Below are 22,119 nucleotides of genomic sequence, written 5' to 3'. Positions count from 1 at the left end.
AGATCGCCACGAGCGTGGGCGTCCCCACGACCGTGTCGGACACCTTCACGGACACCGTGAGCGGCACGTACAAGGTCACCGGCTCGGACGCCGAGAAGACCGGCACGTGGCGCACCTTCACGCCGTGGATCGCGGCGAACACCGAGGAGATGGCGACCGTGCTCGGCGGCCAGGACAAGGTCTCGACGCCGACGATCCTCGTCGACGACAAGCCGTTCGCCGGCAACTGGCAGAACCCGGGCGAGCTCAAGAAGGCCGTCGAGGCGGCCGCCGCCGCCAAGTGACCGTCGGCTCGGCCCCCGCTGCATCGGCGGGGGCCGAGCCTCGGTACGCTGTTCCCGCCCGCCTCCTTAGCTCAGCTGGCCAGAGCACCTGTCTTGTAAACAGGGGGTCATCGGTTCGAATCCGATAGGGGGCTCCAACGCCACCGCGTCGCAGGGCGCGCCCGACGACCAGCGGAGGTGCACGGCGTCGTGAGAGCCGAGCGCTGGGCCGCGGTGGCCCTGGCAGGGGTGCTGCTGCTCGCCGGCTGCGACGCTGCCCCCGCGGTCGACGCACCCCAGCAGACCGCAGCGGCGACCGTCGGCGAGCCCCTCGCCAAGCGGGCGACGCACCAGCTGCGCCTCCCACCCCACGGCGCGGTGGTCGACTACCAGATCGGCTGGGGCTACCGGCCCCCCGCGGGGATCGGCGGTGTCGTGCGCGACGTGACCGATGTCCCCGCGCCCGGCATGTGGTCCGCCTGCTACGTCAACGGGTTCCAGACCCAGCCCGCCGACCGCAGGACGTGGCTGAGGAAGCACCCCAACCTCGTGCTGCGCGACGCCAAGGGCAAGCCCGTGAGCGACCCGGACTGGCCCGACGAGATGCTGCTCGACACGTCGACCGCGAAGAAGCGGGCCGCGATCGCGAAGGTCGTCGGCGTGCAGGTCAAGCGGTGCGCCAAGCGCGGGTTCGACGCCGTCGAGCTCGACAACCTCAACTCGTGGACGAGGTCGCACGGGCGGCTGCGGATGAGCGGGGCGATCGACCTCGCGAAGCGCCTCGTCGCCGTGGGGCACGCCGCCGGGCTCGCGGTCGCGCAGAAGAACGGCAGCGAGCTGGGCTCGAAGGGACGGGACAAGGCGGGCTTCGACTTCGCCATCACCGAGGAGTGCGTGCGCTACGACGAGTGCTCCGCGTACACGAAGGTGTACTCGCGCGTCCTGGACGTCGAGTACGACACCCGCCGCTGGAGCAAGGTCTGCGCGGACCGGCAGCGGCCCTCGTCGACCGTCCTGCGCGATCACGACCTGCGGACGCCCGGCCAGGCGGGGTACGTGTTCAAGAAGTGCCGTGCACGGTCGTGACCATCAGTGCGCGGGCCCGGTCTCCTCGAGCAGGCGCAGCGCGGCGCTGACGCGGGGGTTGCGCTGCGGGTCGGCGTCGATGCCGAGCGTCGCGTAGGTCGCGTTGACGTGGTTCTGGACCGACTTCTCGGTGATGCCGAGCTTCTCACCGATGCCCGCGTTCGACAGGCCGGCGGCCAGGAGGCGCAGCACCTCGTACTGGCGATCGGTGAGCCGGGCGACGTCGGAGCCCGCGCGCGGCTTGACCTTCGCGAGCAGCGCGGGGTCGAGAACGGTCTCGCCGACGGCGGCCGCCCGGACGGCGCCGATCAGCACCTCTTCGCTCGTCGTCGACGTCTTGGAGAGGTAGCCCCAGCCCGAGGCGACGTCCTGCGGGAGGTCGAGCAGCAGGTCCATCGCGTCGTGCGCGGAGAGCAGCAGGATGCCCAGGTTCGCCTGCCGGCGGCGGAGCGTGACGCCGAGCGCGATGCCGTTCCCGTCGGGCAGGTCGATGTCGAGGACCACGACGTCGGCGAAGCCGGGCCGCACGAGGCGCATCGCCTCGGTCGTCGTCCCGACCGCCGCGACGACCTGCAGGCCAGGGGCGCCGGCGAGGGTGCGTTCGAGCATGGTGCGGAACAGCGGCTGGTCCTCGACCAGGGCGACGCGGACGGGGCCGGTGGCTGGCTTGCTCATCGGGTCCAGTATGGTCTGCCCCGTCTTTCCGTCGCGTGACACGCTCACGACCGTGCCGAGGTGGCCGATGGGGACCACGTCGGCCAGAGGGAGGGAACCCGTGCCGGAGACCGCTCTCGCCGTGGCGCAGCGCGCCAAGGACATCGCCGGCGACCGTCGCGCCCTCGTGCGAGCGACCGCGATCGTCGCCCTCGGCTACGCGATCGGTGCCTCGCTGCAGAGCACGTACATCTACAGCACCTTCGTTCCCGGGTGGGAGGGCATCTCGCTGTGGCGGCGGCTCCTCGCCAACGTCATCGGCGTGGTCGCGCTGCTCGTCGGCCTCGTCGTCATGCGCGTCCACCGGGCCGCACACCTCGGGACCTTCGCGGTCGGCGTCATCGCGTCGGCGGCGGTGTGCTCGATCGTGCGCGTGCTCGCGCAGGCCGCGCTCGACGTGTACGCCGCACCGCAGCAGAGCACCTTCGAGGCGGAGCTGCTGGGCGGCTTCATCATCGGCGTCGTCTCCGCGGCGATCGGCTGCTGGGCGATCGTCGTGCGTCGCGGCAACCGGCGCTCGACGCGGGCCGCCGAGCGCCACGTGGTCGAGGTCGAGATGGCTGTCCACGCGCTCGAGCAGGAGGAGATCCGCGTCCGCCGCGAGGTCGCCGAGGGCCTGCACGGCACGTTGCAGGGCAAGCTCGTGGTCATCGACGCGCGGATCGACGAGGTCCTGGCCGCCGGTCGCCTCGACCCGGGCGACGCCGAGACGCTCGTGTGGGTGCGCGACGAGCTGCAGGCCGCGAGCGAGGTCGACGTCCGGCAGATGAGCCGACTGCTCTACCCCGAGCGCATCGAGCTGGGCCTCGTGCCCGCCGTCCGCGCGCTGTTCGGGCGCATCCCGGCCAGCATCGCCACGCGACTGAGCGCCTCCGACGCCGTCCGGTCGCTCGACGACCCGGCGTCCAGCTGCATCAGCGTCGCCGACCGTTTGCTCGCCGTGCGCGTCGTCGAGGAGGGCGTGACCAACGCGCTCAAGTATGGCCCGGCGTCCTCGATCCAGGTCGACCTCGACCTCGTCGAGGGCTGGCTGATCATCGCCGTCGAGAACGACGGCCCCCTGTTCGACCCGTCGCTCGCGGGTATCGCCTCCGGCACGGCGCGGCTGCGCGACCGCCTCGAGCTGCAGGGCGGGACGGTCTCCCTGACGCCTGGCGAGGAGCGCGGCGCGCGCCTCGAGGCGCGGCTGAAGCTCGGCGCGGCGCCGGAGTAGCGCGGGACCGTCACTCGTTCGGGCGATGGACTTCGCGTCCGAACGTGGAGTCCGGATCGGCCGACTTGGGCGTCTGATGAGGAATTGCTCCGGGTGAAAGAAAACGGCATCCCGGGCGGCCTGGGTGCAGCCACCCACCCCGCGCGGGGGTGCCTTGCCGATACCACATACGTTCGCGATCGGCCTCCGGGCCACACCCAACGTGAACGGGTCTTCGGCGGGGAGTCGAGGGCTCAGTCCCTCGCTACGCACCCCCAGGAGAACCATCATGGCTTCCACGAAGTCGAAGAAGACCCGCAAGGCCCTCGCCGTCGGCCTGGCCGTCGTCGGCGTCGCGGGCATGTCGCTCGCTGCCGCGTCGCAGCTGAGCCTGACGAACAACACGAAGTTCCAGGCCGGCTCGACGACCATCACCGCCGACTGCCAGGGCACCACGAACATCCCCGTCACGTTCGGCACGCCGACGCTCAACACGGCCACGGGCGTCTACTCCGCCTCGACCGTCGTCTTCAGCGGCGTCAAGTCGACGTCGACCGAGTGCGGTGGCCTCACCTACAAGGTGGCCATCAAGACGCCGACCGGCTGGTCCGAGGTCACGACCGGTTCGCCCACGGTCCCGACGACCGTCCCGGCCGCTTCGACGTCCGTTCTGACGGTCACGATCCCCGCCGGCGTCGTCGCCAACGACATCTCGGGTGTCAGCCTGACCATCTACAGCTGATCCAGCCTCAGCGGTGACCGTCGAGACGACTCACGCAGCACCCGCCGGCAACCGCCGGCGGGTGCTGCGTGCTGTCGTCTCGGTCCTGTTCTACGGCTCGATCGCCCTCGCCGCATGGTTCCTGTGGCCGACGAGCCTCGGCGGCTGCACGACGATGACCGTCGTGTCCGGCCACTCCATGGAGCCCACCTACTACACGGGTGACATCGTCCTGGCGCGCTGCGGCGAGCCGTCGGTCGGTGACATCGTCGTGTACTCGCCGCCCGGCATCGGCGGCGACGCCCGCATCATCCACCGGATCGTGGACGGGACACCTGCCGGGTGGACCCTGCAGGGCGACAACAACGACTTCATCGACGCGTTCACGCCGTCGGACGACGACGTCGTGGGCGTCGCGAAGATCCGCATCCCCAAGCTCGCCCTCCTCGGGTCTGCGCTGACGAGCCCGTTCGTGTGGTGCGGGATGATCGCGCTGTCGCTCGCCATCCTCATGTGGCCCCGCAACGACGACGAGGACGACCCCGCCCCCGAGGCGGCGGAGCCGACCGAGCAGGCGGCCGACGAGGCGCTCGCCGCCGGTGCCGCGCAGTCGGAGGACGTGCAGCTGCCGTCCCAGCGGCAGGGCGGGACAGATCTCGGTGCGCCGCCCGCCGCCGACCCGGACCCGCTCCAGGAAGCAGCGCGGTCGTGACCGGCCGCGTCCTGCGACCCCGCGTCGTCGTCGCGGTCGCCCTCGCCCTCGTGGCGCTGCTCACGGCCTCGGTCGCGAGCGCGTCCGCGATGTCGCTCACCAGCTCGAAGCGGCAGTACCTCACGTCGGCGAGCCGGTGCTCGGGCCAGACGGTCGCGGCCTCCACCCCCAGCACGTCGGGCACGTCGACGAGCGTCGTCGTGAGCAATCTCGATGCCTCCGCGTGCGCGGGCAAGGCGCTCGTCGTGACGGTCTACGAGCCCACCGCGTCGACCTGGACCGCAGCCAAGCGGTTCGAGGCGACAGCCACGGTCGCCGCCGCGACGGCCACGCTGACGTCGTCGGCGTTCACGGCGACCACCAGCGAGAAGGTCTACGTGACGATCGGGGGCTGGCCGGTCCCCGCGACCTGGAGCTACACTCCGCTCGCGGCGACCCCCGACGCTCCCGTGACTCCCGGGACCAACGTCGTCCTCCCGCCGAACACGCCCGTCTGGGCCCCGTCCGGCAACGGCAAGCAGGTCTGCGTGACGATCTCGGTCACCGGAACCTCGGCGACGCCGACATCGTGGACCGCGGACCTGCACGTCAACCAGCGTCCGTTCAACGGCGAGGGCAGCGCGAGCGCCTACCAGCTGGACACGTGGAACGGCTATCAGTGGACGACCGCGAACGCGGTGGGTGGTCTGCTCAAGATCAGCGGCACCGGTGCCAAGGCGACGATCACGTCGTCGCAGACCTACACCATCTCGGTCTGCAACTACGCGGCGCCGGCGCCGGCGTACGACCCGACGCTGACGTACTCGAAGAGCTCGACGGTGAGCACGGACCCGAACAACGCCTGCATCACCACGACTGTCGGCGTCACGGGCACCTACCCCTTCTACGCCGGCTGGCGCGCCGACGTCGACATGTCGGCCGCGGTCGCCCTGCGGACGAATGCCGGGCTCAGCGCGGCGACCGTCGAGGTGCGGACCGGCGGCATCCTGCTCAGCCAGCTGTCCGGCAACACCTACCGGTTCACGCCGAACGACTGGGGCACGTACGGCGTGCGGGACGCCGGGGGCGGCGACGCCGCGCGGACCGTGACGTTCGTCGCGTGCGTCAAGTAGCCGTCCGTCGCCGGTCGGCTCCCGCCGGGCGCCCGCTCACTCGACGGGGCTGAGCTCCGGCCGCTTCGGCACGCGCAGGTCCCCGGACGACCTCCCGCGCAGCCGCCGCGTCGCCCACGGGTAGAGGTGCTCGCGCACCCAGGCCGCGTCCTCGCGCGCCTGCTGCATGCGCGGGGTGGGCGGCAAGGGTGTCAGCGGGTCGTCCCAGCCGGCGTCGTCGGGCGTCAGGCCCAGGCCGACGAGAGCGCCCTGAGCGACGCGGGCGTGGCCGTCGGTGGTGAGGTGGATGCGGTCGTCGGCCCACATGCGCCAGTCGCGCAGCGACCGCATGCCCCACAGGTCGACGACGTACGCGCCGTGCCGGCGGGCCATCGACCAGATCAGGGCGTTGTAGACGGCGACCCGGCTGCGGGTGGCCTTCACGAGCGGGCTGCCGGCCGCGTCGACGCCCGTGCCGAGCAGGACGTCCACGCCCGCCTCGCGCAGGCGGACCACGCCGGCCTCGAGGTTGCGGGCCATCCGGTCGACGTCGGCGGTCGGGCGCAGGATGTCGTTGCCGCCGCCGACGAGGCTCACCAGGTCGGGCTTCATCGCGAGCGCGGTCGGCACCTGCTCGACGAGGATCGGGCGCAGCAGGCGGCCACGGATCGCAAGGTTCGCGTACTCCAGCGGCGCCTCGCCCGCGGCCGTGCGGCGGGTGGACAGGTGCGACGCCAGGAGGTCCGCCCAGCCGCGCTGGGCGGCGTCCGGCCCGTCCGGGCTGTCCCAGAGGCCCTCCGTGAACGAGTCGCCGATGGCGACGTAGCGGGACCAGCGGGGGGCGTCGGGCGTCGTGCTCACCGGAGCATTCTGCACTCCTTCGTCCACATGGGCGCAGTGGTCGTGTCAGTGGTCGGTCGTACAGTTGTTCGAAGAGGTCGCACGACGACGAGAGGGGGCGACCGTGGCGGAGGAGCGAGCCAGCGGCTTCGTGTCGTCCAGCCGTGCCGCGGCGCCGCGCGTCGACGGTGATCCGTTCGCGCCCGGCGATGCCGACATGACCCAGCCGGTCTTCCCGGTGCGGGCGTCGGTCGGCGAGATCGTGCGCCACATCGAGCAGCTCACGCTCGACGAGCTCTCACCGCGGGACGCGCTCGAGATCGTCGCCGCCTGGCAGCAGGTGATCAACATGGCGGTCGCCGGGCAGTCGGATGCGATCACGCACCTGGTCGGCCACCCCGGTCCGCTGGGCGACTACGTCGAGGACGAGATCGCCGCGGCGCTGACCCTCACGTCCCACTCGGCCGGCGTCCTCGCCGATCGCGCCGCCGGGGTCGCTGCGCACCAGCCGCTGCGCGACGCCCTGCGGGCCGGGACGATCGACGGCCGCAAGGTCGACGTGATCCTGAAGGAGACGTTCCCGCTCGTGGAGGGCGAGATGCGGGACGAGGTCGTGGCGCGCGCGGTCGAGGAGTCCGAGGGGTTGACCGCGCCGCAGCTCGCGCGCGTCGTTCGGCGGGAGTGCCTCGCTGCGGACCCGAGCACGGCGAAGGTGCGCCACGAGCGGGCCAAGGAGGATCGCAGCATCGAGCTCACCTGGCGGCCCGACTCGATGGCCTCCTTCGGTGCGTTCGTCCCTGCCGGTGACGCGGTCGCGGCGTACACCGCGCTCGACGCGCTGGCCGAGGCGGCGAAGGGCCCGGGCGACACCCGCACGGTCGACCAGCGTCGGGCGGACGCCTTCGCGGACGTCTTCCGGCACATCCTCGACACCGGGCAGACGGCCGCGGGTGCCCACCTGGCGACGCGGCACGGCCGCAAGGTCGCGCTCAACGTGACCGTTGCCGCCTCGACGTTGATGGGCCTCGACGACCTCCCCGGCGAGCTCGAGAGCTACGGCCCGATCCCGGCGCACATCGCGCGGGAGCTCGCGCAGGACGGGACGTGGCGCCGGATCCTGACCGACCCGAGGAACGGAGAGCTCGTCGAGCGTGGTCGGGCGACCTACCGGCCCGGGGCGGACCTCACGGGAACCGTCCTGGCGCGGGACGTCACCTGCACCGCGCCGGGGTGCCGCCAGCCGGCCGCTCGGTGCGAGATCGACCACCTCGTGCCGTTCGACAAATCCCGACCGGCCGACGAGCAGACCACCGAGGACAACCTCGGGGCCGGGTGTAAGCACCACCACCAGTCGAAGACCGACAAGGTGTGGAACGCGACGAGGGACCCGGTCACCGGCATCTGCACCTGGACCAGTCCGCTCGGCATCACCTACTCGCGCGCCCCGGTCCGGGTGTTCGTCGCGCCGAAGGTGTTCGACCGCCGTCCGCCTCCGCCGGCGCCGCCGGGTGAGGACGACCCGCCCCCGTTCTGATCACCCACTGGTTCGAGTCGGTGGCCCCGCCGTGTCGCGATACCGCCGTGCGGTGACCTGGGCTTCGACGATGCAGGGAGTTCGATGGTCAGGGCAGCGACCAGTCGATCGGGACGGCGCCCTGGGCGACCAGGAGCGCGTTGACCCGGCTGAACGGACGCGACCCGAAGAACCCGCGGCTCGCGGACAACGGGCTCGGGTGCACGCTCTCGACGTACGGCACCGCGCCGAGCGACGGCTTGAGCGACTGCGCGTCCCGCCCCCACAGCAGGGCGACGAGCGGACCGCCGCGCTCGACGAGGGCCGCGATCGCACGCTCGGTCACCGCCTCCCACCCCTGCCTGCGGTGCGAGGCGGGCTCGCCGGGCCGGACGGTCAGCACCCTGTTGAGCAGCATCACGCCGCGGTCGGCCCAGGGGGACAGGTCGCCGGTCGTCGGCATCGCGGCGCCGGTGTCCTCCACGAGCTCGCGGAAGATGTTCGCGAGCGAGCGGGGGATCGGGCGCACGTCGGGCTGGACCGAGAACGACAATCCCATCGGGTGCCCGGGCGTCGGGTAGGGGTCCTGCCCGACGACGAGCACCCGGACGTCCGCCATCGGCCGCGTGAACGCCCGCAGGATCGACTCGCTCGCGGGCAGGTAGGTCCGGCCGGCGGCCACCTCGTCGCGCAGGAACTGGCCGGCCGCACGGATCTGCGGCTCGACGGGGGCGAGCGCGGCCGCCCAGTCGGGCGCGATGAGCTCGTCCAAGGCGGAAGCGTTCACGGCGACGAACGCTACCGGGACATGAGGCGCGCGGGCGGGGGGACGGGCGCGGTGGTGACGGACGGGCGCGGCTGGGCAGGCGCGGCGGGGACGGGAGGGGTGACGGTCGGGCGCGGCTGGGCAGGCGCGGCGGGGATGGGAGGGGTGACGGACGGGCGCTGGCGAGAGGCGGCGCCATCCGTGCGTCGCGATCGGGGCACCCCGAGGTAGCCAGCACCCCGTCCCGGCTCCATGGGGCGGGCATCGCCGGTTCCACCCGGACGGCGAATGACACGGGTGTCATTACAGCCGTACGATGTCGCTCGGCGCCTTCGCGGCGCTGGGAACGAGGCGGTGCGACACAGCGTGCGCCGCACGACCACCGCAGGACACGAGCAGGACACGAGCAGGACACCCAGGAGGACGCATGGACGCCGCGACGATGACGCTCGAGTCGCTGCCGACCACCGGCGCACCCTCCGGTCTGGCCGAGCGGGACGAGCAGGTCCTCGCGTTCGAGCGCCAGTGGTGGAAGTACGCGGGCGCCAAGGAGCAGGCGATCCGCGAGCTGTTCGACATGTCGGCCACGCGGTACTACCAGGTGCTCAACGCCCTGATCGACGACCCGGCCGCCCTCGCGCACGACCCGATGCTCGTCAAGAGGCTCCGCCGGATGCGCTCGTCGCGCCAGCGGGCCCGCACGGCGCGTCGCCTCGGCACGCAGGGCTGACCCGACGTCAGGCGGACCGTGCGCGCAGGGCTGACCTCGGCGGCCCGCACCGCGTGACGGATCTCTCGCGACGGTCCCCCGCCAGGTCCGAGCAGGGCGAAACGCCTGCGTATCCACCGATCGCGCCGCGCGCCGCGCGTCCCGTTCCGCGCGACCTGACGTGGGTTGGGCAGCGCAGACAGTAGCCTTGCGGCCGTGAGCAAGGCCAACTACCCCTACGCCGAAGACGAGTTCGACGCGCCGTCAGGCCCCGACGTCCCCCGAGGCGTGCACCGAGCACCGCGTTCGGCGTGGAGCCGCTGGTGGCCCTTCCTCGTCGTGATTCTCGTCGTCCCGGCGATCGCCTACGGCCTCGTGACGTTCGCGTCGCGGGACAACTCGCCGAGCACCCCGAGCTCGAGCGCGACGAGCAAGGCGCCGGGCTCGTCGGCGTCGACCCCGTCGAAGTCCCCGTCGGACGACGCGTCGAAGGAGCCGACGAAGTCCGACGAGCCCACCGAGCCCACCAGCGAGGAGCCGACCGCCGAGGTCGCACTCGCGACCCCGGTGACCGTCTTCAACGCGGCCGGCATCAGCGGGCTCGCGGCCGGGACGGTCACCGACCTCAAGGGCGCCGGCTTCACCAACGTCACGGCGGCGAACTTCGTCGGCACCAAGCCCGACGTCTCGACGGTGTACTACGCGAGCGACGACCTGAAGCCGACGGCCGACCTCGTCGCCGAGACGATCGGCATCGACACGGTCACGCTCTCGGAGAGCGACGCCGACGACGGCGTCAGCGCCGTCCTCATCACGGCCCCCTGACAGGCTGGCGCACGGCCGGCCCCCGGACCCCGGTGGGTATCAGCCCAGCGCGTCGACCGCGAGCACCACGCACGCCGCACTCCACGACAGCGGCGCGACCGAGGCGGGCGAGCCGTCCGCCAGGATCTTCTCGGGGATCGCGCCCGACGGCGTCCGGTGCGCATCGACCACGTCGAGCCACCCGGCGGCCAGGTCCGCGTCGCCCTGCTCGGCCGCGACCCAGGCGTAGAGCGTGGTCTGCGGGGTCCAGCTGATCCCGTCGTCGCGCCATCCGGCGCCCGGTGCGAGCCCACCCGCCGGCCGACGCATCGACTCGGTCGACGCGCGCCAGGTGAGCTGCGCGCTCGCGACCGGCTGACGCCAGAACGGTGCCAGCGTGAACGCCACGGCCGCGTCGACGCTCCCTCCCCGGGCGTAGCGCGCCCACCCGGTCGGCTCGAACTCGTCGACCACGGCGGCCCGCAGCCTGTCGCCGGCGAGCGACGCCATCAGCGCGAGCCCGTCGTCGTGCGCGAGACCCGCGAGGCCCACCGCGGACTGGAGGCCCGCGACCAGGGGCGCGGCCGTGCCGAGCGTGAGCTCGGACTCGGCGACCTCCCAGTAGTCCGGCGACGCCGGCGGCAGGCCGTCGGCGTCGATCAGGGCGTCGAGGTAGCGCGTCGAGCGCTCGACGAGCGGATGCAGGTCGCGGACCGCGCGCGCCCGGGCGTCGCCCTCGGAGATCTGGTCGACGACGAGCCCGGCGGCCCACAGCGCCCAGCCGGCGCCGTCGACCTGCACGCCGCGGTCGTCGGGCGGCCCCGAGCCGTCGGGGAGGTAGCGCGCCTGGAACGAGCCGTCCGGCGACTGCACCCGCGCGAGGAAGCCCAGCACGTCGAGCGCGTCGTCGACGTGGCCCGTGCGCGCGAGCGCGACCGCGGCGAACGACGCGTCGCGCGGCCAGACGTAGCGCCAGTAGGGCGACCAGCCGGCGACGCTCGCGCCGCCGTCGAGCAGCAGGGTGTGGATGTCGAGCAGGGCGTCGCGGGCCAGGTCCTCGTAGGGACCGCCGAGCCCGGGCACGGATCCCGCGGCGAGCCACGCGCGCTGCTCGGCGGCCTGCACACGGGCGCCTGCCGTGTCCGGGTCGGTGGTGGCCGGGGCCCCGAGCGAGCGGGCGGCGCGCTGGACGGCCGGGTCCAGCACGCGGCTGCCGGGCAGGAACGCGGGGATGACGTCGGTGGCGACCCCGGCGCGGGTTCCGTCGGCGCGCAGGGCCACGCCGTCCTGGTGCAGGGGCAGCGGCGCGTCGCTCGCCGGTGCTGGAAGGGGTGCGGGGTTGCTCGCCCGGGCGGGATCGGCGTGCGGCAGGAGGGCGAGGGCGACGACCGTCGCGGCGCCGACGACGGCAGCGACGCGAGCCCGGGGGTCGCGATGCCCCATCCGGGCGAGTCCGGGCCGCGAAGGCCGGTCCGGTGCCGGGCGCGACGAATTCCGCACGGGCGGGACGACGACCTCGTCGACCGCGGCGTCATCACCGGGCACGCGGGAACCCTAGTGGCTCGCGATCCGGTGCGGTGGCGGGTCGGGCGCGGCGTCCGCGTCGAACACCGCTGCGGGGTGCTGCACCTGCCGTGCGGCGGCCCGCCGGGGCCCTTGTCGGGCACCGCTCTGAGCGAACCCTGCTTGCACTCTCGGGTGTCGAGTGCTAACCATTGACTTAGCACTCTCCGGTTGAGAGTGACAGAACCACCCCGGCCGTCCGGTGAGGTTCGGCGCTCGCGGGACATGACCGCGCGCACCGGGCCGTCCGTCGCGGGCACCGTCGGCCCACCCACGAACACAGTGAAGGATCACAGCCCCATGGCCAAGATCATTGCCTTCAACGAGGAGGCCCGCCGCGGCATCGAGCGGGGTCTCAACGTCCTCGCCGACACCGTCAAGGTCACCCTCGGCCCGAAGGGCCGCAACGTCGTCCTGGACAAGAAGTGGGGAGCCCCCACGATCACCAACGACGGCGTCTCCATCGCCAAGGAGATCGACCTCGAGGACCCCTTCGAGAAGATCGGTGCCGAGCTCGTCAAGGAGGTCGCCAAGAAGACGGACGACGTCGCTGGCGACGGCACCACCACTGCCACCGTCCTGGCCCAGGCGCTCGTGCGCGAGGGTCTGCGCAACGTCGCCGCCGGCGCCAACCCGATCGCCCTGAAGAAGGGCATCGAGGCCGCCGTGGCCGCCGTCACGACCGCGCTGCTCTCGCAGGCGCGCGACGTCGAGACCAAGGAGCAGATCGCCGCCACGGCCGCGATCTCCGCCGGTGACACCGCGATCGGCGAGCTCATCGCCGAGGCCCTCGACAAGGTGGGCAAGGAAGGCGTCATCACCGTCGAGGAGTCCAGCGCGCTGGGCCTCGAGCTCGAGCTCACCGAGGGCATGCGCTTCGACAAGGGCTTCCTGTCGGCGTACTTCGTGACCGACCCCGAGCGCCAGGAGGCCGTCCTGGAGGACGCGTACGTCCTGCTCGTCGAGGGCAAGATCTCGAACGTCAAGGACCTGCTGCCCCTGCTGGAGAAGGTCATCCAGGCCGGCAAGCCGCTGTTCATCGTCGCCGAGGACGTCGAGGGCGAGGCCCTGGCCACGCTCGTCGTCAACAAGATCCGTGGCCTGTTCAAGTCGGCCGCCGTCAAGGCGCCCGGCTTCGGCGACCGCCGCAAGGCGATGCTGCAGGACATCGCCATCCTCACGGGTGGCCAGGTCGTCTCCGAGACCGTCGGTCTCAAGCTCGACACCGTGGGCCTCGAGGTCCTGGGCACGGCCCGCAAGGTCGTCGTGACCAAGGACGAGACCACGATCGTCGAGGGTGCCGGCGAGGCCGCGCAGATCGCCGGCCGCGTCTCGCAGATCCGTGCCGAGATCGAGAACTCGGACTCGGACTACGACCGCGAGAAGCTCCAGGAGCGCCTCGCCAAGCTCGCCGGTGGCGTCGCCGTCATCAAGGCGGGCGCGGCCACCGAGGTCGAGCTCAAGGAGCGCAAGCACCGCATCGAGGACGCCGTTCGCAACGCGAAGGCGGCCGTCGAGGAGGGCATCGTCGCCGGTGGTGGCGTCGCGCTCATCCAGGCCGGCAAGACGGCGTTCGAGGGCCTCAAGCTCGAGGGCGACGAGGCGACCGGTGCCGCGATCGTGAAGCTCGCGATCGAGGCCCCGCTCAAGCAGATCGCGATCAACGCCGGCCTCGAGGGTGGCGTCGTCGCGGAGAAGGTGCGCAACCTCCCCGTGGGTCACGGCCTCAACGCCGCGACCAACACGTACGAGGACCTGCTCGCCGCGGGCGTCAACGACCCGGTGAAGGTCACGCGCTCCGCCCTGCAGAACGCGGCGTCCATCGCCGCGCTGTTCCTCACCACCGAGGCCGTCGTGGCCGACAAGCCGGAGAAGGCCGCCCCGGCCGGCCCCGGCGGTGGCGAGGACTTCGGCGGCGGTTTCTGATCCGCAGCTGAACCTCCGGCGGCCCTGAGCCGCCGAGCCAGCCTGGACGGGCCGGTCACCTTCGGGTGGCCGGCCCGTCTTGCTGCTCGCTCGCGCGCCTGGACCGGACGAACGTCAGGCGAGGTGGCGGAGCATGAGGTCGCGATCCGTGTCGCGGCCCATCTCCGGGTCGCGGGCCTCGACGGTCTCGACCAGGGGGACCGTGTCTGCCAGCCGGACAGGCTCGGGCAGGGCGCGGTACTGCGCCACCGGGTCCGGCGTGGGTGCGTCCGTTCTCGTCTCGCGGTCCATGGACGGAGCCTGGCACGGGGTCCGCGCGGGGTCCAGTGCCTGGTCCTGGGCTGGCACGGCGGTAGCGTGCACGCGTGGACGACACCGTGATCACCGTGGAAGGCCGCTTCGACCATCACCACCGCGCCGAGCGCGGCACGGTCTCGCTGACGGCGGGGTTCGAGGGCGGCGACCGTGCGGCCGTCGTGCGGCGCACGACGGAGCTGCACGCGGGGCTCAGCGGCGAGGTGCAGGCGATGCACGTGCCGACCGCCGGGCCGGTGACGTGGTGGTCGTCGGACCGCATGCGCGTCTGGAGCTCGCGCCCCTGGAACAAGGACGGTAAGCAGCTCCCGCTCGTGCACCACTGCTCGGTCACGCTCGACGTGAAGTTCAGCGACCTCGACCGGCTCGCGTCGTGGCTCGAGGGCGTCTCGGTCCGTGACGGCGTGACCGTCGGCGGCATCGACTGGGCGCTCACGGTCGCGACGCGCGCCCGGCTCGTCGCCGACTCGCGTGACCGCGCCGTGCAGGACGCGGTCGCCAAGGCCACCGCGTACGCCACGAGCCTCGGCCTCGCGCAGGTCCGCCCGCTCGCGGTCGCCGACCCCGGCATGCTGGGCGACGAGAGCCGCCCGACCTCCGACGCGGGCGGCGCCGCGATGCTCCGCTCGGCCGCGGCGGGCGGCCCCGAGCTCCAGCTCAAGCCGGCCGACATCACGATCGAGGCCCGCGTCCACGCCCGCTTCGCGGCCTCCTGACGCCGCTCCCCACCGAGCGCGGGTCGCGCGGACCGAGCGCGGGTCGCGCGCCACGCGCGTTCGGTCCGCCTGACCCGCGCTCGCGGACGGGGCCCGAGGGGTGGGCACAGGTTGCCGGGGGCGGTGAGGGGTCGTTGAGTGGGCGGGTGCCCCTCCACGAGCCAGCCCGGTGAGCGCCCCGGTCGAGCGCTCGGCCGTCGGCTTCCGGTCCGAGCGTGGGCCGGTGCTGGTCGCGCTCATGGTCACCACGGGCCTCGTCGCGATCGACTCGACGATCCTCGCGACCGCGGTCCCGACGATCGTGCGCGAGCTGGGCGGCTTCTCGTCCTTCCCGTGGCTCTTCTCGCTGTACCTGCTCACGCAGGCGGTCACCGTCCCGATCTACTCCAAGCTCGCGGACACCTGGGGGCGCAAGCCCGTGGTGCTCGTGGGCGTCGCGCTGTTCGGGATCGGGTCGGTGATGTGCGGGTTCGCGTGGTCGATGCCCGCCCTCATCGCGTTCCGGGCGGTCCAGGGGCTCGGCGCCGGCGCCGTGCAGCCGATGGCCGTGACGATCGCCGGCGACATCTACACCGTGGCCGAGCGCGCGAAGGTGCAGGGGTACATCGCGAGCGTGTGGGCGATCTCGTCGGTCGTCGGCCCGACGCTCGGGGGAGTGTTCAGCCAGTTCCTGTCGTGGCGGTGGATCTTCTTCGTCAACGTCCCCCTGTGCCTGCTCGCCGCGTGGCTGCTGTGGCGGCGGCTGCACGAGCAGGTCGAGCGACGGCCGCACCGGGTGGACTGGCTCGGCGGTGCGCTGCTCACCGCCTCGCTGAGCCTCCTGATCCTCGGCATCCTCGAGGGCGGCAACGCGTGGGCCTGGGCGTCGGGCCCGAGCATCGCGGTGCTCGGCGGCGGGCTCGTGCTGCTGGTCGTCTTCCTGCGCGTCGAGCTGCGAGCGCAGGAGCCGGTCCTGCCGCTCGCGCTGCCTGCTCGCGACCGCCGCGCTGATCTCGGTCGGGGTCGGCGTGATCCTCATCGGGCTCACGTCGTACGTGCCGTCGTTCCTCGAGGCGCTGCTCGGCGTCTCGCCGCTCGAGTCCGGCCTGACGCTCGCGCTGCTGACCATCGGCTGGCCGATCTCCGCGTCGCAGTCCGGGCGGCTCTACCTGCGGCTCGGGTTCCGGATCACCGCGATGATCGGCACGACGATCGTCGTGGTCGGTTGCGTGGGGCTGCTGCTCGCCGCGGGGTCCCCGTCGCTGGTGTCGGTCGGGGCGTCCTGCCTCGTCGTCGGGCTCGGGCTGGGCCTGACCGCGTCGCCGACGCTCATCGCCGCGCAGTCGAGCGTCGAGTGGGGCGAGCGCGGCGTCGTCACCGGCGCGAACCTGTTCGCGCGGTCGATGGGCTCGGCGGTGGGCGTCGCGGTGCTCGGCGCGATCGTCAACGCCTCGCTGCGCGGGCTGGACGGCGACACGCACCCCGCGCTGCTCAAGGTGGCGGTGCACGACGTCGTCGTCGCGCTCCTGGTCGTCGCCGTGCTCACGGTCGTCGCGGCCGCGGCGATGCCCCGGGACCGGGACCGGGACCGGGCAGCGACCCCCTGACCGGCTCTACTGCCGGTACGACGACAGGAAGTTGCCGAGCCGCTCGATCGCCTCGGACAGCACCCGGGCCTCCGGCAGCGTGACAATGCGCAGATGGTCCGGCGAGGGCCAGTTGAAGCCCGTGCCCTGCACCAGCAGGATGTGCTCGCTCACGAGAAGGTCGTAGACCAGCCGCGCGTCGTCGTGGATCTCGTGCACCTCGGGGTCGAGGCGCGGGAACAGGTAGAGCGCGCCGTCGGGGCGCACGCACGTGACGCCGGGGATCGACGTGAGCCCGCGGTACGCGACGTCGCGCTGCTCGTGCAGGCGGCCGCCCGGCGCGACGAGGCCCTCGATCGACTGCACCCCGCCGAGCGCGGCCTGCACCGCGTGCTGCGCGGGGACGTTCGGGCACAGCCGGGTCGAGGCGAGGAGCGTGATGCCCTCGAGGAAGCCGGTCGCGTGGTCGCGCGGGCCGGTCACGACCATCCAGCCGGACCGGTAGCCGGCCACGCGGTACGTCTTGGACAGGCCGTTGAACGTCAGGCACAGCAGGTCGGGGGCGACCGTGGCCATCGGGGTGTGGGTCGCGCCGTCGAACAGGATCCGGTCGTAGATCTCGTCGGACAGCAGGAGCAGCGAGTGCTCGCGGGCGATCGCGGCGATCCCCTCGAGGACCTCGCGCGAGTACACGGCGCCGGTCGGGTTGTTGGGGTTGATGACGACGATCGCCTTGGTGCGCGGCGTCACGAGCGAGCGGATGTGCTCGAGGTCGGGCTCCCAGCCGGCGGACTCGTCGCACCGGTAGTGCACGGGCTTGCCGTCCGACAGCGAGGTCATCGCGGTCCACAGCGGGTAGTCGGGCGAGGGGATGAGCACCTCGTCGCCCTCGTCGAGCAGCGCCTGCATGACCATCGTGATGAGCTCGGAGACACCGTTGCCCAGGTAGACGTCGTCGACGTCGATCTCCGGGAAGCCGGGCTCGGTCTCGTACCGCGTGACGACCGCCCGACGAGCCGAGAGGATGCCGCGGCTGTCGGTGTACCCGTGCGCGGACGGGATCGCGGCGACCACGTCGCGCACGATCTGGTGCGGGGCGTCGAACCCGAACGCGGCCGGGTTGCCGGTGTTGAGCTTGAGCACGCTGTAGCCGTCGGCCTCGAGCCGCGCGACCTCCTCGAGAGCCTTGCCGCGGATCTCGTAGAGGACGTTCTTCAGCTTGGACGACTGGTCCAGCGCGCGCAGGGGCATGTCCGCAGGGTAACCGGGGGGCAGCGAAAGTCGCCGAATCGGGACCAGGGCGAAACGAGGCGTTTACCGGAGTTCGTGCCTGTCCGAAACACCCGCTCCCTAGCGTCATCGGGCATGGGCACAGGGATGTATACAGCACGGGACACAGCGCGGTGCGCGTGCTGCCTGAGCCTGCCTGTCCGGATCTGCTCCGCTCGTCCCCAGCGAAAGGCACTTCGTTGACCAGACCTCTCACGCGCGCACTCGCACTCGCCGCCGCGCTCACCGTGTCCGTCGGCCTGACCGGCTGCGGCTCCAAGACCGACGACACCCCGGGCGCCGCCGGCACCGGCGGGTCCGCAGGCGCCTCGTGCGTCGACACCTCGGGCGACTCGATCAAGATCGGGTTCCTCAACTCCCTGTCCGGCACGATGGCCATCTCGGAGCAGACCGTCCGCGACTCGCTCGACATGGCGGCCGACGAGATCAACGCGGCCGGTGGCGTGCTCGGCAAGAAGCTCACCGTTGTGGCGGAGGACGGCGCGTCCGAGCCGACGGTCTTCGCCGAGAAGGCCGAGAAGCTCATCACGTCCGACTGCGTCGCGGCGGTCTTCGGCGGCTGGACCTCGTCGTCCCGCAAGGCGATGCTGCCCGTCTTCGAGGGCCACGACTCGCTGCTGTTCTACCCCGTGCAGTACGAGGGGCTCGAGGCGTCGAAGAACATCTTCTACACCGGCGCGACGACGAACCAGCAGATCATCCCCGCGATGGACTACCTCAAGGAGCAGGGCAAGAAGAAGGTCTTCCTGGTCGGCTCGGACTACGTGTTCCCGCGCACGGCCAACAAGGAGATCATCGCGTACGCCAAGGCCAACGGCATCGAGATCGTCGGCGAGGAGTACGCGCCCCTGGGCCACACGGACTTCGCGACGATCGTCAACAAGCTCAAGGGCTCGGGCGCCGACGCGGTGTTCAACACCCTCAACGGCGACTCCAACGTCGCGTTCTTCAAGGAGTACAAGAACGCCGGCATGTCGGCGGACGCCATGCCGGTCGTCTCGGTCTCGATCGCCGAGGAGGAGGTCGGCGGCATCGGTGTCGACAACGTCGAGGGCCAGCTGACGGCGTGGAACTACTACCAGACGGTCGACAGCCCGGCGAACAAGAAGTTCGTCGCGGACTTCAAGGCCAAGTACGGCGACGACCGCGTCACCTCCGACCCGATGGAGGCCGCGTACACCTCGCTCTACCTGTGGAAGGGCATGGTCGAGAAGGCCAAGTCGTTCGCGGTCCCGGACATCCAGGCGGCGGCCGGCGGCGTGAGCTTCGAGGCCCCCGAGGGCACGGTCACGGTCAACGGCGACAACCACCACATCGCCAAGACCGCCCTGATCGGCAAGATCGCGGCCGACGGCCTCATCTACACCGAGTGGTCGTCCGACGGCCCCATCGAGCCGGACCCGTTCCTCAAGGGTTACGACTGGGCCGCAGGCCTGTCCTGATCCGCTGCGGTGGCCCGGCGGCGTCGTCCGCCGGGCCACCGCCCCACGCAGGAAGGGGACGGCCGTGGATGCCGTGATCTCCCAGTTGTTCGCCGGGCTCAGCCTCGGCTCGGTGCTGCTGCTCGCGGCACTCGGACTCGCCCTGACGTTCGGTCAGATGGGCGTCATCAACATGGCGCACGGCGAGTTCATGATGGCGGGCGCCTACACGGCCTTCGCCGTGCAGAAGGTCGTCTCCGACGCGGGCGTCTCGCTGCTCGTCTCCCTGGTCGTCGGCTTCGTCGTCGGCGGCCTGCTCGGCCTGATCCTGGAGATCACGCTCATCTCCCGGATGTACTCCCGGCCGCTGGACACCCTGCTCGTGACGTTCGGCGTGGCCCTCGTGCTGCAGCAGCTCGCGCGCGACGTGTTCGGCGCCCCCAACGTCGACGTCCGCGCCCCGCAGTGGCTCTCCGGCGCGGTGCAGATCCTTGGCGTCGGCGTCCCCAAGACCCGCGTCTTCATCCTCGCGCTGTCGATCCTGTGCGTCGTCGCGCTCTCGCTCGTCCTCAAGCTCACCCCGCTGGGCCGGCGCATCCGCGCGACCGTGCAGAACCGCGACCTGGCCGAGACGTCCGGCGTCTCGACGCGCGCCACCGACCGCCTGACGTTCTTCATCGGCTCGGGCGTCGCGGGCGTGGCCGGCGTGGCCCTCACCCTGCTGGGGTCGATCGGCCCGACGCTCGGCACCAACTACATCGTCGACGCCTTCCTCGTGGTGGTCGTCGGCGGCATCGGGCAGCTCAAGGGCGCGGTGATCGCGGCGTTCGCGCTCGGCCTGCTCCAGGCGACCATCGAGTACAGCTCCACCGCGAGCCTGGCCAAGGTGCTCGTGTTCGTCATCATCGTCGCGTTCCTGCAGGTCAGGCCGCAGGGGATCGTCTCGGTCCGGACCAGGAGCCTCGCATGAGCGCGGCGTGGCGCAGCCCCCGGGCGCGCGTGATCGTCGGGACGGGCATCGCAGCCGTCGTGCTGTTCGTCGTCGCGCCGAGCGTGCTCTCGAGCTTCCGGCTCAACCTGCTGGCCAAGTTCCTGTGCCTGGCCATGGTGGCCGTGGGCATCGGGCTGGCCTGGGGTCGCGGCGGCATGCTGGTCCTCGGGCAGGGCGTCTTCTTCGGCCTCGGCGGCTACATGATGGCCATGCACCTCAAGCTCGAGGACGCCGGCCCGGGCGGCGTGCCCGACTTCATGACGCTGTACGGCGACGGCGTGGTCCCGGGGTGGTGGGAGCCGTTCCGCGATCCCGTGTTCACCCTGGTCGCCATCGTCGTGCTGCCGACCGTGCTGGCCGCACTACTGGGCCTGGCCGTGTTCACCCGGCGGGTCCGCGGCGCGTACTTCGCGATCCTGTCCCAGGCGCTCGCTGCCGCGTTCGCGATCCTGCTCATCGGCCAGCAGAAGGTCACCGGCGGCACCAACGGCCTCAACGGCTTCCGCTCGTTCTTCGGCTTCGACCTGGCCGACCCGGTGAACAAGAAGATGCTCTACTTCATCGCCGCCGGGACCCTGCTCGTGATGGTCCTGCTGGTCCGGCTGCTCATGCGGTCGCGCTACGGCGAGCTGCTCGTCGCCGTGCGGGACCAGGAGAACCGCGTGCGGTTCCTGGGCTACAACCCGGCCGTGATCAAGGCCGCCGCGTTCGCGGTCGCCGCCTGCTTCGCCTCGATCGGCGGTGCGCTGTTCACGCCGATCGTCGGGATCATCTCGCCCGCCGACGTGGGCGTCGTGCCGTCGATCGTGTTCCTCGTCGGGGTCGCCATCGGCGGCCGCGCGACGCTGCTGGGTCCCGTGCTCGGCGCCGTCGCGGTCTCCTGGGCGGAGTCGAGCCTGTCGGAGTCGTTCCCGTCGTTCTGGACCTACTTCCAAGGTGCCCTGTTCATCGTCGTGGTCGCGTTCCTGCCCCAGGGCATCGCGACGCTGGGCCAGGTCCGGCTGCGCCTACGGGTCCGGTCGCAGGACGAGGCGCCCGACGAGGGCACCGCCGAGCCCCCGCCCGACGAGGCCGCCGAACCAGGGGCCAGCGCGCCCAGCACCTCAGGGAGGACCGCATGAGCGAGCAGACCCCGCCCACGCCCGCAGCCCTGCTCGGCGAGGGGCAGCTCGACCCGGACGCGCTCGAGACGGTCCTCGCCGCCCCCGACGCGCGGTTCCGGCACGACTACCTCGAGGTCCGCGGCCTGCGGGTGTCGTTCGACGGGTTCGTCGCGGTCGACGGCGTGGACCTGACGGTCACGCAGGGCGACCTGCGGTTCCTCATCGGGCCGAACGGCGCCGGCAAGACGACGATCGTCGACGCGATCACCGGCCTCGCGGCCGCCACGGGCTCGGTGCGGTTCGGCGGCGTCGACCTGCTGGGCAAGCCGTCGCACCGGGTCGCGCGCGCCGGCGTCGGCCGTACGTTCCAGACCGCGAGCGTGTTCGACGAGCTCTCGGTGCTGCAGAACCTCGACATCGCGGCGGGGGCCTCGCGCCGCGCGCACACGCTGCTGCGCCGGCGGTCGGGGATCCCCGCCAACGTCGAGGCGGCGATGGAGACGGTCGGCCTCACGCACCTGCGCGACGTCGCGGCCGGCGTGCTCGCGCACGGGCAGAAGCAGTGGCTCGAGATCGGGATGCTGCTGGTGCAGGACGCGCGCCTGCTGCTGCTCGACGAGCCCGTCGCCGGGATGAGCCAGGCCGAGCGCGAGGAGACCGGCCAGCTGCTGCAGCGCATCGGCGCGCAGCGGACCGTCGTGGTCGTCGAGCACGACATGGAGTTCCTGCGCTCGTTCGCCTCGTCGGTCACGGTCCTGCACCAGGGGCGCGTGCTGTCGGAGGGCACGGTGGCGCAGGTGCAGGCGGACCCGCGGGTC

20 protein-coding genes, 1 tRNA gene and 2 pseudogenes are annotated in these 22,119 nt (G+C 72.2%); 17 read left to right on the top strand and 6 right to left on the bottom strand.

The genetic code is table 11. From position 1 onward, the window contains the following. The 3 genes and pseudogenes from D1825_RS07990 to D1825_RS07980 form a co-directional block, all read left to right on the top strand. Nucleotides 1-284: pseudogene (locus D1825_RS07990) on the top strand (DsbA family protein); the annotation flags it as partial. A 60-nt stretch (nucleotides 285-344) separates the two neighbouring features. Further along, nucleotides 345-421: transfer RNA gene (locus D1825_RS07985), tRNA-Thr, on the top strand. Between the two features lie 52 nt (nucleotides 422-473). Then, nucleotides 474-1,349, top strand: coding sequence for an endo alpha-1,4 polygalactosaminidase (locus tag D1825_RS07980; protein ID WP_233549720.1), 876 nt, complete (start codon nucleotides 474-476; stop codon nucleotides 1,347-1,349). Between the two features lie 3 nt (nucleotides 1,350-1,352). Here D1825_RS07980 and D1825_RS07975 read toward each other — a convergent pair whose 3' ends face one another. Next, a complete protein-coding gene (locus D1825_RS07975; protein ID WP_118766907.1) occupies nucleotides 1,353-2,024 on the bottom strand; it encodes a response regulator in 672 nt (223 codons plus the stop codon). A 100-nt stretch (nucleotides 2,025-2,124) separates the two neighbouring features. Between D1825_RS07975 and D1825_RS07970 the strand changes: the two genes are divergently transcribed. The 4 genes from D1825_RS07970 to D1825_RS07955 all read left to right on the top strand — a co-directional run bounded on the left by D1825_RS07970 (nucleotide 2,125) and on the right by D1825_RS07955 (nucleotide 5,800). Next, nucleotides 2,125-3,276 (top strand): sensor histidine kinase, encoded by a 1,152-nt coding sequence (locus D1825_RS07970; RefSeq protein ID WP_233549718.1) that lies wholly within the window; start codon nucleotides 2,125-2,127, stop codon nucleotides 3,274-3,276. A 268-nt stretch (nucleotides 3,277-3,544) separates the two neighbouring features. Beyond that, nucleotides 3,545-3,997: a hypothetical protein gene (locus tag D1825_RS07965; RefSeq protein ID WP_118766905.1), complete on the top strand. Its 453-nt coding sequence runs from the start codon at nucleotides 3,545-3,547 to the stop codon at nucleotides 3,995-3,997. Between the two features lie 13 nt (nucleotides 3,998-4,010). Continuing rightward, nucleotides 4,011-4,688, top strand: a complete 678-nt coding sequence (locus D1825_RS07960) for a S24/S26 family peptidase (protein ID WP_118766904.1) — start codon at nucleotides 4,011-4,013, stop codon at nucleotides 4,686-4,688. Further along, complete coding sequence (locus D1825_RS07955) at nucleotides 4,685-5,800, top strand: hypothetical protein (RefSeq protein WP_118766903.1); 1,116 nt, start codon at nucleotides 4,685-4,687, stop codon at nucleotides 5,798-5,800. Before D1825_RS07960 ends, D1825_RS07955 begins: the two co-directional genes overlap by 4 nt. Before the next feature lie 36 nt (nucleotides 5,801-5,836). Here D1825_RS07955 and D1825_RS07950 read toward each other — a convergent pair whose 3' ends face one another. Then, nucleotides 5,837-6,640 carry an SGNH/GDSL hydrolase family protein gene (locus D1825_RS07950; protein WP_118766902.1) on the bottom strand — a complete coding sequence of 268 codons (804 nt, stop codon included), beginning with the start codon at nucleotides 6,638-6,640 and terminating at the stop codon, nucleotides 5,837-5,839. Between the two features lie 196 nt (nucleotides 6,641-6,836). On the opposite strand from D1825_RS07950, the gene D1825_RS07945 reads away from it, so the two are divergent. Then, complete coding sequence (locus tag D1825_RS07945) at nucleotides 6,837-8,153, top strand: HNH endonuclease signature motif containing protein (RefSeq protein WP_147356255.1); 1,317 nt, start codon at nucleotides 6,837-6,839, stop codon at nucleotides 8,151-8,153. 88 nt (nucleotides 8,154-8,241) lie between these two features. Here the strand turns inward: D1825_RS07945 and D1825_RS07940 are convergent, their stop codons facing one another. Beyond that, on the bottom strand, nucleotides 8,242-8,919 hold the full coding sequence (locus tag D1825_RS07940) for a uracil-DNA glycosylase (protein WP_118766900.1): 678 nt from the start codon (nucleotides 8,917-8,919) through the stop codon (nucleotides 8,242-8,244). A 406-nt stretch (nucleotides 8,920-9,325) separates the two neighbouring features. Between D1825_RS07940 and D1825_RS07935 the strand changes: the two genes are divergently transcribed. Together D1825_RS07935 and D1825_RS07930 are read left to right on the top strand one after the other, a co-directional pair. Then, nucleotides 9,326-9,628: a DUF3263 domain-containing protein gene (locus tag D1825_RS07935; RefSeq protein WP_118766899.1), complete on the top strand. Its 303-nt coding sequence runs from the start codon at nucleotides 9,326-9,328 to the stop codon at nucleotides 9,626-9,628. A 195-nt stretch (nucleotides 9,629-9,823) separates the two neighbouring features. Next, nucleotides 9,824-10,432, top strand: coding sequence for a LytR C-terminal domain-containing protein (locus tag D1825_RS07930; RefSeq protein ID WP_158580697.1), 609 nt, complete (start codon nucleotides 9,824-9,826; stop codon nucleotides 10,430-10,432). A gap of 39 nt (nucleotides 10,433-10,471) precedes the next feature. Here the strand turns inward: D1825_RS07930 and D1825_RS07925 are convergent, their stop codons facing one another. Beyond that, entirely contained in the window at nucleotides 10,472-11,956 is a 1,485-nt protein-coding gene (locus D1825_RS07925) for a glycoside hydrolase family 15 protein (protein ID WP_233549716.1), read from the bottom strand. 318 nt (nucleotides 11,957-12,274) lie between these two features. Between D1825_RS07925 and groL the strand changes: the two genes are divergently transcribed. Next, nucleotides 12,275-13,900, top strand: coding sequence for a chaperonin GroEL (groL, locus tag D1825_RS07920; RefSeq protein WP_118766896.1), 1,626 nt, complete (start codon nucleotides 12,275-12,277; stop codon nucleotides 13,898-13,900). 114 nt (nucleotides 13,901-14,014) lie between these two features. Here groL and D1825_RS07915 read toward each other — a convergent pair whose 3' ends face one another. After that, a complete protein-coding gene (locus tag D1825_RS07915; RefSeq protein WP_118766909.1) occupies nucleotides 14,015-14,191 on the bottom strand; it encodes a heme biosynthesis protein HemY in 177 nt (58 codons plus the stop codon). A gap of 74 nt (nucleotides 14,192-14,265) precedes the next feature. Here D1825_RS07915 and D1825_RS07910 point away from each other — a divergent pair, with 74 nt between their 5' ends. Further along, nucleotides 14,266-14,931, top strand: coding sequence for an SIMPL domain-containing protein (locus D1825_RS07910; protein WP_118766895.1), 666 nt, complete (start codon nucleotides 14,266-14,268; stop codon nucleotides 14,929-14,931). 238 nt (nucleotides 14,932-15,169) lie between these two features. Beyond that, nucleotides 15,170-16,517 (top strand): annotated as a pseudogene (locus tag D1825_RS07905) (MDR family MFS transporter). A 6-nt stretch (nucleotides 16,518-16,523) separates the two neighbouring features. Here D1825_RS07905 and D1825_RS07900 read toward each other — a convergent pair. Then, nucleotides 16,524-17,747, bottom strand: coding sequence for a pyridoxal phosphate-dependent aminotransferase (locus tag D1825_RS07900; RefSeq protein ID WP_118766894.1), 1,224 nt, complete (start codon nucleotides 17,745-17,747; stop codon nucleotides 16,524-16,526). 218 nt (nucleotides 17,748-17,965) lie between these two features. Here D1825_RS07900 and urtA point away from each other — a divergent pair, with 218 nt between their 5' ends. The 4 genes from urtA to urtD form a co-directional block, all read left to right on the top strand. After that, complete coding sequence (gene urtA / locus D1825_RS07895) at nucleotides 17,966-19,228, top strand: urea ABC transporter substrate-binding protein (RefSeq protein WP_118766893.1); 1,263 nt, start codon at nucleotides 17,966-17,968, stop codon at nucleotides 19,226-19,228. 64 nt (nucleotides 19,229-19,292) lie between these two features. Next, a complete protein-coding gene (gene urtB / locus D1825_RS07890; protein WP_118766892.1) occupies nucleotides 19,293-20,177 on the top strand; it encodes an urea ABC transporter permease subunit UrtB in 885 nt (294 codons plus the stop codon). Then, nucleotides 20,174-21,319: an urea ABC transporter permease subunit UrtC gene (urtC, locus tag D1825_RS07885; protein ID WP_118766891.1), complete on the top strand. Its 1,146-nt coding sequence runs from the start codon at nucleotides 20,174-20,176 to the stop codon at nucleotides 21,317-21,319. The genes urtB and urtC overlap by 4 nt, the downstream gene beginning before the upstream one ends. Further along, nucleotides 21,316-22,119, top strand: an 804-nt coding sequence (gene urtD / locus D1825_RS07880) for an urea ABC transporter ATP-binding protein UrtD (RefSeq protein WP_118766890.1), incomplete at its 3' end; no start/stop codon positions are given. The genes urtC and urtD, both read left to right, overlap by 4 nt.

Origin of the sequence: Cellulomonas rhizosphaerae (genome assembly GCF_003470205.1) — a bacterium.
Taxonomy (GTDB): domain Bacteria; phylum Actinomycetota; class Actinomycetes; order Actinomycetales; family Cellulomonadaceae; genus Cellulomonas; species Cellulomonas rhizosphaerae.
Note: the sequence above shows the minus strand (reverse complement) of the source record. Positions and strands in the feature narration are given on the sequence as shown.